This is a genomic window from Helicobacter pylori (assembly GCA_008032935.1).
GTDB lineage: Bacteria > Campylobacterota > Campylobacteria > Campylobacterales > Helicobacteraceae > Helicobacter > Helicobacter pylori_CX.
Window position 1 is genome coordinate 297452 of the sequence record CP032039.1, and the last position, 14303, is coordinate 311754.

General features: G+C 40.2%; 6 protein-coding genes and 3 pseudogenes. 4 read left to right on the forward strand and 5 right to left on the reverse strand.

The annotated features are described in order from the left end of the window. Positions 1–8: 8 nt before the first annotated feature. Positions 9–863 carry an NAD(+)/NADH kinase gene (locus tag D2C78_01570; GenBank protein QEF35797.1) on the reverse strand — a complete coding sequence of 285 codons (855 nt, stop codon included), beginning with the start codon at positions 861–863 and terminating at the stop codon, positions 9–11. A 184-nt stretch (positions 864–1047) separates the two neighbouring features. Here D2C78_01570 and D2C78_01575 point away from each other — a divergent pair. Beyond that, positions 1048–1775: pseudogene (locus tag D2C78_01575) on the forward strand (outer membrane protein). 10 nt (positions 1776–1785) lie between these two features. On the opposite strand, the pseudogene D2C78_01580 reads toward D2C78_01575, so the two are convergent. Both D2C78_01580 and D2C78_01585 read right to left on the reverse strand, forming a co-directional pair. Beyond that, positions 1786–3572: pseudogene (locus tag D2C78_01580) on the reverse strand (DUF262 domain-containing protein). Between the two features lie 120 nt (positions 3573–3692). Then, positions 3693–4834: pseudogene (locus D2C78_01585) on the reverse strand (alanine dehydrogenase). A 199-nt stretch (positions 4835–5033) separates the two neighbouring features. Here D2C78_01585 and D2C78_01590 point away from each other — a divergent pair. The 3 genes from D2C78_01590 (at position 5034) to D2C78_01600 (ending at position 10512) form a co-directional block, all read left to right on the forward strand. Then, positions 5034–6461: an amino acid permease gene (locus tag D2C78_01590; GenBank protein ID QEF34776.1), complete on the forward strand. Its 1428-nt coding sequence runs from the start codon at positions 5034–5036 to the stop codon at positions 6459–6461. A 12-nt stretch (positions 6462–6473) separates the two neighbouring features. Continuing rightward, a complete protein-coding gene (rocF, locus tag D2C78_01595) occupies positions 6474–7442 on the forward strand; it encodes an arginase (protein QEF34777.1) in 969 nt (322 codons plus the stop codon). A gap of 541 nt (positions 7443–7983) precedes the next feature. Further along, positions 7984–10512, forward strand: a complete 2529-nt coding sequence (locus D2C78_01600; GenBank protein QEF34778.1) for a ligand-gated channel — start codon at positions 7984–7986, stop codon at positions 10510–10512. An 87-nt stretch (positions 10513–10599) separates the two neighbouring features. On the opposite strand, the gene D2C78_01605 is transcribed toward D2C78_01600, so the two are convergent. After that, positions 10600–11307, reverse strand: coding sequence for a M48 family peptidase (locus tag D2C78_01605; protein QEF34779.1), 708 nt, complete (start codon positions 11305–11307; stop codon positions 10600–10602). Next, positions 11307–14285, reverse strand: a complete 2979-nt coding sequence (locus D2C78_01610; protein QEF34780.1) for a type I restriction endonuclease subunit R — start codon at positions 14283–14285, stop codon at positions 11307–11309. Before D2C78_01610 ends, D2C78_01605 begins: the two co-directional genes overlap by 1 nt. Positions 14286–14303: the final 18 nt, after the last annotated feature.

Genomic DNA, 14303 nt, shown 5'->3' on the forward strand with positions numbered 1-14303 from the left:
TTACCCTTTTATCTTTTTTTGCTAGGGCTTTCCCCCCATAATAGCTTTTCTTTAAGCACCTTAAAATAATCCCTTGAATTTTTTTGTAAGAGCTTGGTGGTCGTGGGGCTTTTTTGAATGTATAGGGGTTGGTTGGCTTTTAAATCGTAGGTGGCTTGCCCATCAATGACCACAAGAGCGTCCTCATGAGCGCAAAAACTCAAGCAAAATTCCGCTCCTAACACTAAAGGGCGTTGCGTTAAAGAAAAATCGCACAGGGGCGTTAAAATATAGCTTTGGCTTAAAGCATGCACAATCGGCCCATGAGCGCTCAAATTATAAGCGGTTGAGCCTAAGGGCGTGGCAATGATAAGCCCATCGCCTTTATAGGTGTTAAAGGGCGTATGGCCCGCGCATGCTTTGATGTCTAAAACCCCTAGAGCTTTTTTTTTAGCGATCACGATTTCATTGATCGCATAAAAAGAGGTTTTTCCAATACGGCCCTCTAAAGCCAAATGCTCTTCTAATTTGATCCTATCTTGCTTGAGATCTTGTAAGAAATCTTTCAAGTCGTTCAATTCAACCGCGCTCAAAAACCCTAAATTCCCTATTTTAACCCCAAAACATGGCTTATTGTAAGAATGCGTCATTCTTAAAGCCCCTAAAATCGTGCCATCGCCCCCTAAACACAAAAACGCGTAAGCTTTTTCTATCAATCGTTCGTCTTTTGCCCCATCAAGGCTATCAATCATAAAGCTTTCAAACCCCTCATCTTCTAAAAGCTTTAAAACCCATTCTTTAGCTTGCTCTAGCTCTTTAAAAAGAGCGTTTTGATAATGGGTGGGCCGCACAAACACGCCGATAGTTTGAAGTGAATCTTTCATGCGTATATTGTAGCTTAAAGCTTGAAACAAAATTTTAAAAAAGGGGGTTTTAATTGCTTTTTTATCATCTTGTGTAAAGTTCATGAAAAGTTTTTATTTTCGCTATGTTTCATTTTTCAAACTTTTTTAATTGTTTTTTAGGTATTCTTTTTATGAATGTAAACATTATGTTAAGGAATCATCCATGAAAAAATTTTTTTCTCAATCTTTATTAGCTTTGATTGTTTCTATGAACGCGCTATTAGCCATGGATGGCAATGGCGTTTTTTTAGGAGCGGGTTATTTGCAAGGGCAAGCCCAAATGCATGCGGATATTAATTCTCAAAAACAAGCCACTAACGCTACTATCAAAGGCTTTGACGCGCTCTTAGGGTATCAATTTTTCTTTGAAAAACACTTTGGCTTGCGTGCTTATGGGTTTTTTGACTACGCTCATGCCAATTCTATTAGGCTTAAAAATCCTAATTATAACAGCGAAGTGGCGCAATTGGCGGGTCAAATTCTTGGGAAACAAGAAATCAATCGCTTAACGAGCCTTGCTGATCCTAAAACCTTTGAGCCAAACATGCTCACTTATGGGGGGCTATGGACTTGATGGTCAATGTCATTAATAACGGCATCATGAGTTTGGGGGCTTTTGGTGGGGTGCAATTGGCCGGTAATTCATGGCTTATGGCGACGCCAAGCTTTGAGGGCATTTTAGTGGAGCAAGCTTTGGTGAGCAAAAGAGCCACTTCTTTCCAATTTTTATTCAATGTGGGGGCTCGCTTAAGGATCTTAAAGCATTCCAGCATTGAAGCGGGCGTGAAATTCCCCATGCTAAAGAAAAACCCCTACATCACTGCAAAAAATTTGGATATAGGGTTTAGACGCGTGTATTCGTGGTATGTGAATTACGTGTTCACTTTCTAGGGGCGCATCCCTAGAGTGCTAGCACGCTCTCAATGCGTTTAATCAACTCTTCTTTTCTTTTTTCTAAACTTTTGGGCGTCCATTCTGCGTAATGGTGTGCAATGTCTATGGTCATCTTATAACAAGTCATCACCTTAAAAGGTTTTTCCCTACCTCGCTTGTCCTTACCTAGCTTGACAGCGTTCCCCATATAGATTTCTTTTTTCTCTTTGAAATCCAAATTTGAAGCTTGAGCGTTTTTCGTGCCTCCTAAAAGCGTGAGGTTGGCTAAAGAATGCGTGTATAACCCTCTTTCTTCTTCGCTAAAGTCTTTAACCCACTGGCTTGAAGGATCGGGGTTTTCGGGCAAAATGCGTTCAACATGCAAATCATCATCCATTTTAATGTAAGCGGGGTTGGCGTTATCGCTCATGAAATATTCCACTAAAATGAGAATGGGTTTGAGCCATGAATTTTTTTTGACGGATTTACCAGCGAAGTAGAATTTTTCATACAATTTGCTGTCTTTTAGATTGTCCCTAAAGCGTTGCGTGATATTCTTATCATCTAAATATTTTTTACAACAATAGAAGCGATGTCTCTTATGCTTTTCTTTTCTTTTAGGGCGTTAATGATGTTGCAATTAGTTTGTTTTTTAGGTTCTTTTTGCTCTGCAACCCAATTTTGGTAGTAAAACTTGACCAATAACTCCTTTAAAGTCTCTATATCTTGAGGGCTATAATGGTGCAATATGCTGGTGCACAAAATAACGCGCCAAAAATCAGAAGCTAGATAAGAAAGCAAATGAGCGTGTCGGTCTTGCATTTCTAACATCTCACCATAAGCGTTATAGAAATTTTCTATGCCCTTAAGGTATTCTAATGGGGGTTTATTAAGCCTTTCAAACTGATCGGCAAGTCTTTCTTCCATGTTTTTCCCACTAGTTACCGGATTGAGATAGGTTAAATACCAACTGAATAATATTTCTGCGGCGTCCTTCTCTCGCTTGTTCTCTTTTCTCTTTGGAAATTTTGACTCATTATCTAAGCATTTTTGACGCAATGCATTCCAACGAGACACAAACTCTTCTTGATCCTTTTCTTTAGCGAGTTTTTTTAGCAACTCCGCCTTAAAAACATCTATCGCATGCAAGGGCAAACCCCTAGCGTTTAAAACACTAAAAATCCTTAACGCCATACTTATATTAGAGCAAGTGGTTCTGATAAGTACAACCTTAAAACACAGCCACCTAATAAAATCGTTAATGTTTTCAATCTCTTTTTCTCTGAGATAGTTTGTCAAACAAATCGCATTTTTTAAGTAGCTGTTCTTACCCTTGCTTGGGTCGTTGATCTTGCTATTCTTAACCTTGCTTGCATCAAGATCGTCAAAAAAATCTAAGGCATCTTGAAAATCATCTTTAGCGTTAAGCCCTATAGTGTTAAAACTCAGTCGTTTTCTTTCTGTATACCTATCTTTCCAACTCTCTTGTAAATATTCTAAATACTCAGGGTCTAAACCATTATTAAGATCGGCTAAAACTTTTGCCAGCAGAATGAAAGTGCTTAAGCGTTGCTGGCCATCTACAATATCATAGGTTTCGGTTTTGGAATTGGGATCGGATTTGACTAATACTAATGAGCCGCAAAAATAATCGCTTTCTCTGTCATCTTCATAATTAAAAAACAAATCGTCTAAAAGCTTTTCGCAGTTCTCTTCTGTCCATTGATAAGGGCGTTGGTAGATGGGGATTTGATAGTAGAGTTTGTCTTTTAAAATATCTTCTAGGTAAGAATCTTTGCTTTCAATTTTTGCCATAAAAACCCCTTATATTAGTTTAGGATAGATTATAACATTAAAAAGTGTTTTTTTTTTTTTTGAAATATTTCCACACATGAAGACGCATGGTTTATCGCCATGCTCTTTTTAAAGCTCGCTTCAAAGCTCCTTTAAAACCTCTAAAGGCGATTTGAACGCCAGATTGAACGCTTTAGCGATGCCTTCTTGGGTGATATAGCCGTTATAAGCGCTCAAGCCTCCAAGGGTGTTTGCCACGATTTTAGTGTTGGCTTTTAAAAAACCCTTCAAGCCATGCTCTAAATAATACAACAAATACGGCACGCTCGCATGGCTATAAGCCGTAGAACTCGTTTTAGCGACAATCCCTGGCATGTTCGGCACGCCATAATGCAACAAATCCTCTTCCACATACACCGGGTTAGAATGGCTTGTCTGGCGTATGGTCTCTATACACCCTCCTAAATCGCAAGCCACATCAATGACTACCCCTTGTTTTTGCATGTATTTTAAATGCCTTCTTAAGATCACTTTAGGGGTTTGGCTCGCTGTAACTAGCACCGCTCCCACTAGCCCCACTGCTCCATTTAAGGCTTGAATGATATTGGTTTCATTCACGCTTAAAACTTCTAAGTCATACAAATGATAATAGGGGTGGTTTTGCAATTTAGCGTAGTCTAATTCTAAAATCGTTACTTTAGCCCCCATTTGGCTTAAGACTTTCGCGCTCTCCATGCCAACCACACCGCCCCCAACCACAACGATTTTAGCCCTTTGTGCGCCCGATAAACCCCCTAGCATGACCCCCTTACCCATAAACCCCTTAACATGCTCTAAAGCCAATAAATAATGCTGGATTAAATGCGCGGCTAATCTCCCAGCGACCACGCTCATAGGCGCTAAAATAGGGTAGTCGTTTTTAGGCCCGGCAATGGTTTCAGTGCAAATAGAAGTGATTTTTTATCTATAAACATTTCGCACAAGCTTTTTTGATACGCTAGATCCAAGTAACTAAACAGCGTCGCTTTTTCTTTGAGCAAATGATACTCATGTTCTAAAGGCTCTTTGCATTTGACCACCAAATCCTGCCCCCACGCCGTTTTAGAATCCACGATTTTAGCCCCCACGCTCTCATACGCTTCGTTACTATAACCGCTATTAGCGCCGGCGCTATTTTGAACTAAAACCTCCACGCCCTTTTGAACGATTAGCGCCACATCATCAGGCACCAAAGCCACTCGAGATTCCAAATCCATGCTTTCTTTGACTAGCCCAATAGTCATGTTAATCCTTTAAATAGTAGTGTCAGTTATGATTATACTCACTCCATTAAACGATTGGGTATCTTTCTTTTAAAAAGCTAAATAGTATTACTCTTTTACACAATGAAGTTAATTTTGTTTGTTATTCATTTTCTTATTATTTTGTAATCGTTGGTTGAGATTTAAAATAGAATTCACTTAACGATTAAAGGATGCGTTTATGAAAGACAACACAACCTTAAGCAGGGACATTGGCTTCAACCAATTGATGATGATCGCTTTAGGGGGGACGATTGGCACTGGGCTTTTTGTAGGCACAGGGGGGAATATCGCTAGCGCAGGCCCTTTAGCCACGCTTTTAGCGTATTTGATTGGAGGGATTATTGTCTATTCTATTGTTTTATCTTTAGGAGAATTAGCGAGCGTGTATCCCACCACAGGGAGTTTTGGGGATTATGCGAGCCGTTTTATTAACCCAAGCACCGGATATATGGTCTTTTGGATGTATTGGCTGAGCTGGGTTTTAACCGTGGCAGTGGAATACATTGCCATAGGCTTGCTTATGCAACGATGGTTCCCGACTGTTCCTGTGTATGTGTGGGTCATCGCATGCATTGCACTTTTATTTTTATTGAATTTCTTTTCGGTTAAGATTTTTGCCACAGGCGAATTTTTGCTCAGCACCATTAAGGTTTTAGCGGTCTTTGTGTTTATTGTGCTTGGGGGCATTGGCATTGTCTATTCGTTTTATTTGCATGGATTTGAAAGCGTGTTTGCTAATTTCTATTTTAATGGGGAGACTCAAGGGCTAGAAAAAGGCTTTTTCCCTAAAGGAGTGGGGGCGTTCTTTGGGGCGATTTTAGCGGTGATTTTTGCTTACACGGGCACAGAGATTATCGGCGTTGCAGCAGGAGAAACTAAAGACGCGAAAAAAGTCATGCCTAAAGCGATTAAGGCGACTTTATGGCGGATCGTGTTTTTCTTTTTAGGAGCGGTGTTTGTGGTATCGGTGTTTTTGCCCATGACGGATAGCGGTTTGACGCAAAGCCCTTTTGTGAGCGCTTTAGAAAAAATCCCTTTGCCTTTTTTGGGCGTGGGTATCCCTTATGCAGCAGATATTATGAATTTTGTCATCGTCACTGCGATTTTATCCACCGCTAATTCTGGGTTATACGCTTCAGGGAGGATGATTTATGGCTTAAGCCAAAAAAAGATGTTTTTCCCTCTTTTTGCTAAACTTAACGCCTCTGGCACACCCACTTATGCTTTATATTTATCTTTAGGGGTTACACTTATTGGCATGCTCACCGAAGCGTTTGCACCAGAAAAAATCATGGCAAGCTTGATCAATGTGGTGAGTTTTATGGTGATTATTGTATGGATCAGCATTAGCGTAGCGCAATACCGCTTCAGGAAAGAGTATCTGGCTTTGGGGAAATCCTTAAAAGATCTGCCTTATAAAGCCCCCCTTAATCCCTTAATCCAAATTATTGGCATCAGCGGGTGCTTGGTGGGGCTTATAGGGGCGTATATGGATGCGAATGAACGCATTGGAGGGTATCTCACGCTAGTGTTTATGGGGCTTTGCTATGGAGCGTATTATTTGAGTAAGGACAAATGGGGCTATCAGCAAGAAAAAGGAATTTGAAGGAGCGATAAAATGATTTTAGTAGGATTAGAAGCGGAGTTAGGAGCGTCAAAAAGAGGCACCGATAAAGGGGTTAGGCGTTTGAGAGAGGTTTTGAGCGCAACGCATGGCGATGTGATTAAAGGCATGCAAACGATCACTCAAGAGCGTTGCGTGCTTTATAAAAAGTTTAGATACGCTAAGAATTTTGAAGATTACTACCTTTTTTGTAAAGAAAATCTGATCCCTTGCATGAAAGAAGTGTTTGGAAAAAAAGAATTTCCTTTAATTTTAAGCTCAGAGCATGCGAACATGTTTGGGATTTTCCAAGCCTTTAGGAGCGTTCATAAAGACAAAAAAATAGGGATTTTGTATTTAGACGCGCATGCGGATATTCACACGGCTTACGACAGCGATTCAAAGCATATCCACGGCATGCCTTTAGGCATGGTTTTAAATCGTGTCCGTAGCGGGTTTAATCGCATGAGCGAGAGCGAAGAAAAGGCATGGCAAAAGCTCTGCTCTTTGGGGTTGGAAAAGGGAGGGTTAGAAATTGATCCTAAATGTTTGGTGTATTTTGGGGTAAGAAGCACCGAACAGAGCGAAAGAGATGTGATTAAGGAATTGCAAATCCCTTTATTTAGCGTGGGTGCGATAAGAGAAAACATGCAAGGAGTGGTTCAAAAAACCAAAGAATTGTTAAAAGCGGTGGATATTATTTACCTTAGCTTGGATTTAGACATTATGGATGGCAAGCTTTTCACTTCTACTGGCGTGCGTGAAAATAACGGGCTGAGTTTTGATGAATTAAAGCAATTACTGGGCTTGCTTTTAGAAAGCTTTAAAGACCGATTAGGGGCGGTTGAGGTAACCGAATACAACCCCACGGTGAGCATCAAACACAATAACGAAGAAGAAAAGCAGGTTTTAGAAATCTTGGATCTCATCATCAAGCGCTGTAAAATTAAAGACAAGGAGCGATCTTTTGCAATGAGTCGCTGATCGCTTTTCAAACCAAACGATAAAAAGTTGAAAAAGTTGAAAAATGAAACCAACAACAAGGGATACTAAGAAAAAATGAACGCAAAATGCTTTTGATCAAGAATTTTAAGACTAAAAATGGTAATACACACAAACATAAAAAAGTAATAATTTAGGGCAAGCGCTTTTGAGATAGTTTAAAATCAAAGCTTAGGCCTAGGTTATCAGTTTATGGATTTTGTTCTATAAGGGGCAGTGTTTAGACGGAAAATTAAACCGCTTTGAGCGTCAAAGAATGTCTTGTGCGTTTTGAGAACGCATGCAAGCTATCTGTGTGTCAAAAATGGGGATTTTTCACTAGAGATTGAGCAAAATCAGCAAAATCAAAAAAAAAAGATTTTCATGGGATTAATAAAATTTTAAGAATTTTATGATAAAATTCTGTGATTTATTAAGTTTTTTTTATTTTTATTACTTAATGATTGTCTGTTGTTCGTTATCGGTGTGATTTTATTTAAAAAATTTAAACCATTTTTTAATCTCTTAAAACATTAAGGAGTTTGTGCTGCATAAAAAAGTTCTGTTGGCTTTAACTGCCAGTTTGATTTGCCAAGAGTCTTTGTTCGCTAAGGAAAAAGATTACACTTTGGGCAAGGTTTCTACTGCCGGCAAAAAGGATAGATCTGATTATTCTGGGCAGGTCAATTTGGGTTATAGCGGGATTACTGCACCTAAGAGTTGGCAAGATGAAGAAGTGAAAAAATACACAGGAAGCCGCACGGTGATCTCTAATAAAGCGCTCACCCAACAAGCTAACCAAAGCATTGAAGAAGCTTTACAGAATGTCCCCGGTCTGCAAATTAGGAATGCGACAGGTGTAGGGGCTATGCCCACTATCCAAATCCGTGGCTTTGGAGCTGGGGGTTCAGGGCATAGCGATGCGACGCTCATGTTAGTTAATGGTATTCCTGTTTATATGGCCCCCTACGCTCACATTGAGCTAGACATTTTCCCTGTTACCTTTCAAGCCATTGATCGCATTGATGTGATCAAGGGTGGAGGCAGCGTGCAATATGGGCCTAACACTTATGGGGGTATTGTCAATATCATCACTAAGCCTATCCCTACTCAATGGGAAAACCAAGCGGCTGAAAGGATCACTTATTGGGCTAAGGCTAGAAACGCCGGGTTTGCCGCTCCCCCTGATAAAACCGGCGATCCTTCTTTCATCAAGTCTTTGGGCAACAACCTCCTCTATAACACCTATGTGAGGAGCGGAGGGATGATCAATAAACATGTGGGTATCCAAGCGCAAGCTAACTGGGTTAGAGGACAAGGCTTTAGGGACAATAGCCCCTCTAATATTTCAAACTATTGGCTAGATGGGGTCTATGACATCAATGAAAGCAATGGGATTAAAGCCTATTACCAATACTACGATTTTGCTATCGCCCAACCGGGATCACTAAGCGAGCAAGATTACAAAATAAACCGCTTCGCTAATTTGCGCCCCTTAAACCAAAAAGGCGGGCGTTCACAACGCTTTGGGGCTGTGTATGAAAACCGCTTCGGGGATTTAGACAGAGTGGGCGGGACTTTTAGCTTCACTTACTATGGGCAGTTGATGACTAGGGATTTTCAAGTGAGCTCTAGCTACAATAGCGCTAACATGGTTACTTGTTTTAGCGAAGCGGCATGCAGGGCGGCAGGACTTCCGGCAGGGTATAACTTGGCTGTGCCTTATTATGCCACTAACTACAATGGCTGGGCAGAAGTAGAAAACCCTGTGCGCTCCATTAACAACGCTTTTGAGCCTAAAGTGAATCTGATCGTCAATACCGGGAAAGTCAAGCAAACCTTTATCATGGGCTTGCGTTTCATGACCACCACTTTTTTACAGCGCCAATACTTAAACACCAATGAATGCGCCACCAAAACGAGCGGTGAGGGGGCAGGATTCTTGTGTGAGGGCGCTAATGTGATGAGCGGTTGGAAACCCCACATCAAGCATGGCGTTTATAGAAACTGGAATAACTGGCGTAACAATTACACGGCAGTTTATTTGAGCGATCGCATTGAAGCTTGGGACGGGCGCTTTTTCATCGTGCCTGGTTTGCGCTACGCTTTTGTGCAATACAACAACGAAAATGCGTCTAACTGGATGCAAATCCCTGAGAAGGATTTAAGAAAAATCAAGCACATGAACAATTGGATGCCCTCAACCAACATTGGCTTTATCCCTGTGCAAGGCGATCACAATGTGCTTACCTACTTCAACTACCAACGCTCTTTTGTCCCGCCTCAATTAGACGTTTTGAGCTATGGAGGAGCGGAGTATTTCACCCAACACTTTGACACGGTGGAAGCAGGAGCGCGCTACACCTATAAAGATAAGTTTAGCTTTAATGCAGACTACTTCAGGATTTGGGCACGCGATTTTGCCACCGGGCAGTATTCAGTCTATACAAGCGGTCCCATGAAAGGTAATGTGCGCCCCATTAATGGCTATTCTCAAGGCGTGGAGCTGGAATTGTATTACAGGCCTATTAGAGGGTTGCAATTCCATGCCGCTTTCAACTACATTGACACTCGTGTAACTAGCCATGGCCCTTTAACAGACTTGAACGGGGATGTGCTAAAAGGGACTAGCTATAACAAGCATTTCCCTTTTGTAAGCCCTTTCCAATTCATTCTTGACGCTCGCTACAATTGGCGTAAAACCACCATTGGTATTTCTAGCTATTTTTATAGCCGCGCTTATAGCGGGATTAGCAACAGTGCAGCAGGAGGCTATTATGGGATGCAATATTATAGTGGGGGGAACAACTATGAAAGCGTCCTTAATAGCGGTTATCAATGCGAAGCTTGGTGTATGACCCAGCATGAAGGGCTCTTGCCTTGGTATTGGGTGTGGAATATCCAAGTGAGCCAAATTTTCTGGGAAAACGGACGACACAGAGTTACAGGAAGCTTGCAAATCAATAACATCTTCAACATGAAGTATTATTTTACAGGGATTGGCTCTAGCCCTGCAGGCTTGCAACCCGCGCCTGGAAGGTCGGTTACAGCGTATTTGAACTACACTTTCTAAAGGCTTTAAAAAGGAGGGGGATCTTACTATGATGAGCCGCTTAAAGTTAGCCGCTTAGCGGTTTCACTAATATTGTGGAGTCTTCATTTAAGAATATTCCAAATAAGTTTCTTTAAGGCTGGCCTTAGCCCTTTGCCAATCAGGCAAATACAAACTCAGCAAATCCCTAAAGTATTCGTTATGGTGGCGCGCTTTTAAATGCGATAATTCATGCACAACCACATATTCAATGCCCTTTCTAGGTGCTTTAGCCAATTCCAAATTAAAAAGTAAGGTGCGTTTAGCAATATTACAACTCCCCCATATCCGTTTCATTTTTTGGATCTTAAAGCTTTGTATGCTCTCGTTTAAAATCTTTTCGTATTGGTTGATGTAGGTTTGTATTTTTTCTCTTAAAACTTGTCTGTAATAGTTTTCTAACACTTTTAAGCGGTTTTCTAAGCTTGTTTTTTGATGGACATGCAAGATTAAATATTTAGGGCTTTGGAGGACGAAGTGTTTTTTTATAGTGTGTTCAATCTTTAGCAAATAGCGTTTCCCAAAAAGATAATGGCTTTCTCTCTCTAGCATTTCCCTTTGGCTCTGTCTGTTTTGGTTTAAAAAATTTTGTTGCTGTTCTTTTATCCAAGGGAGTCTTTTAATCAAAGAAAGCCTAAGGCTCTCATCGTTTAAAGCTAGGGGGCAAGACACATGCACGGAGCCATCGGGCGGGCAAACGCTAACATGTAAATGCTTAATATCCTTTTTTTCTATAGCGATGTTGGTATCATTTAAGGTTAAACAATAAGCGTTCATTAGTGATACTCCTCTATGTGTTTGGCTAAATTAAAGACGTTTTCTAACAAAACCTCATCGTTTATGATTTTTCTTAAAGCGATTTTAAGGTTTTTTTCTTTTTGGTTATGCCCCACCCAATCGCCTTTTTTATTACCCCTGATGCATGCGTCTATTTCTAGGGCTAAGGCTTCATTTTCATCTAAATTATCATAGAGGGTTTTTAAAGCGTTAGTGTTGATCTTTTTAGGGTAATTTCTATTTTCTTTATGGATAACTTTTTTGGCTAGGTCCTGGATTTGTTGCGAGTATTCTAAATAGGTTAATTTCTTTTCTCTAAATTGGAGAATCAAATCGTTTAAAAGCGAAGATAATTTTTCGTAATACTTAGGATCGCTCGCTTCTTTTTCTATAATGCGTTTTCTGGTGTTGTTAGCGATGCTTTCTGCCATAGAGCTTTCATTTTTAAACGCTTGAGACAGCGTCTTATTGAAATCATTAATATCCATTTGGGCTAAAACTTCGCACAGCCCTTGATCTTCTATTTTGAATAACACCTCGCTATCCGTGGTTTTAATGTAAGCGTCTAAGATCCGGCGCATGTCTTCATTATAGCTTTTTAAATCCACGCTATCCCCACTACTCAAGCCAACCACCTTTTGTAAATGCCTGTAAAATTCCGCTTCTTGTTTGATTGGTTGCGTTTCTTCTTTAGAATAAATGGGCTTTTCTAAGTTATTCAATTCCACAAACATTCTTAAAAACGCGCCAACGAGCTGGTAAAACAACCGCCTTTTTTGAGCGTTTTTTTCTAAATTGCTCCCACAAAAATAAGCGATATAATCCTCTTCATCTTTTGGCTCTTTCACGCCTTCGCAAAGCGATTTCAATTGCCCTCTAACTTCTTCTAATCTTTTCTTAATCTTTTGGGATTTGTCAGAGATCAGCCCTTGAATGTCTTCTCTTTCATAGTTTTCAAACGCTTTATTGGTGTAATCGCTGTGCGCTTCTTGTAGGCTATCAAACAAATCCTTATAGTCTATGATACAGCCAAAATCCTTATCTTCGCTATCTAGTCTATTCACCCTGCACACCGCTTGAAAAAGCCCATGATCTTGCATTTTTTTATCCATGTATAAATAAGTGAGGCTTGGCGCATCAAAACCGGTCAATAGCTTATCCACCACGATCAACAGCTTCATTCTAGAAGGCTCATTAATAAAACGCTCTTTAACTTTTTCTTCAAACTCTTTAATTTGATTAAGGGCTTTTTTCTCATCTTTTTCATCAAAAAAGTTTTGCAGCATTTTGCAATAAGCGCGGTATTTGTAACTCTCTTCGCTCTCATCGCTCCCGCAATCTTTCAAATCAGCGATATTGGGTTCATAGCTTGTGATCACAGCCACCTTATCCTTTAATTCTGTTTTTAAAAAGAGTTCAAAATACCGGCATGCGTTATACACGCTTTCAGCCACCAGCATGGCATTCCCCTTTTCATTCCTTAATCGTGGGAGTTTTGCCATATCCAATACAATATCTTGCACAATATGAGCTAATCTGTCTTTAGTGGAAAAAACTTTTTGCAAATTAACCCATTTCTTTTTAAGCTCTGTTTTAGCCGCCTCATTCAAGCCTTGGGTTTTTAATTCAAAATATTCGTCCAGCTTTACAGGGTCGCTGACATACTGATTCACGCTCCTGGCTTCATAATTTAAATCCAGCACCACTTTATCGCTAACGGCTTCATTAAATTTATAGCAATGGATGTAATTCCCAAACACTTCCTGGCTTGTCTTTTTCTCTTGTTTCAATAAGGGCGTGCCGCTAAAGGCGATAAAAATCGCATTAGGGAGCAGGCTTTTCATGGCTTTATGCAATTTACCGCTTTGGGTTCTGTGGCATTCATCCACTAAAACAACCCATTCCTTTAAAACAGGTTGCTTTTTTAAATCTTCTAAGTCGTTGTCATCAAACTTATGCACAAGCGAGCCAACCAAAAATTCCTTATTTTCAAACAGCGCGCTCAATAAATCCTTCTTGCTGTCTGCGCGATAAAGATCCTTGCCTATCCCACTAAACACGCCTTGAATTTGAGCGTCTAATTCCCTCCTGTCCGTAACGATTAAAATCCTTGCTTGTTGGCGATTCCCTCTTAGCCATTGAGTGAGCCACACCATAGTCAAGCTCTTACCGCTGCCTTGCGTGTGCCAGATAATCCCCCCTTCTTTTCTTTGGATAAATTCCTGCGTTTTCTTAATTGCAAAATACTGGTGGAACCGGGCACATTTCTTTTGCCCCTTATCAAAAATCAAAAAATCATGGATAAATTCTAAAAACCTTTTTTTATCCAAAAAGCATTCAATCGTCTCAAACAAATTTTTTTGAACGCCCTCTTCTTTCCAAGAAAGGTAGTATTTTTCTTCAGTTTCTATGACGCCATATCTTAGCCCTTGACTTTCATTGCCCGCCATAACCAATTGGATCGTTTTAAAAAAATCTCTAATAAACTCTTTCTTCTGGTTGTCTAAATTTTGCCGGATACCGCTTTCCACGCTCACGCTGGATTTTTTCAATTCTAGCACCCCTAAAGCGATCCCATTAACGTAAAGCACCATGTCCGGCCGTTTCATGTTTGGCCCTTTAACGCTCACTTCTTCAGCCACGCTAAATTCATTTTGAGAAACGTCTTTCCAATCAATGAGCCAATGCGTTTGAGTGTTTTCATTCTGGCTTATTTTAGTGTTCACGCCATAAATCAAAAGCTCGTAAAATGTTTGATTCGCTTCGTATAAATCGTTTTTTAAAGCGTTATGGATTTTCTGCTCAATTTTATGCCACCTTTCAGGCTCAATTTTTTGATTTTTAATTAGCCATGCTTTCAGGCTTTCTTTATTGATGTTTTCATTATCGCTCTTTGTTAAATCCCCCAAATACGCATAGCCCATTGCTTTAAAAGTTTCTATGACTTGATTTTGAACTTCTCTTTCTGTTTTCATCATAAACCCCTTAAGAACGCT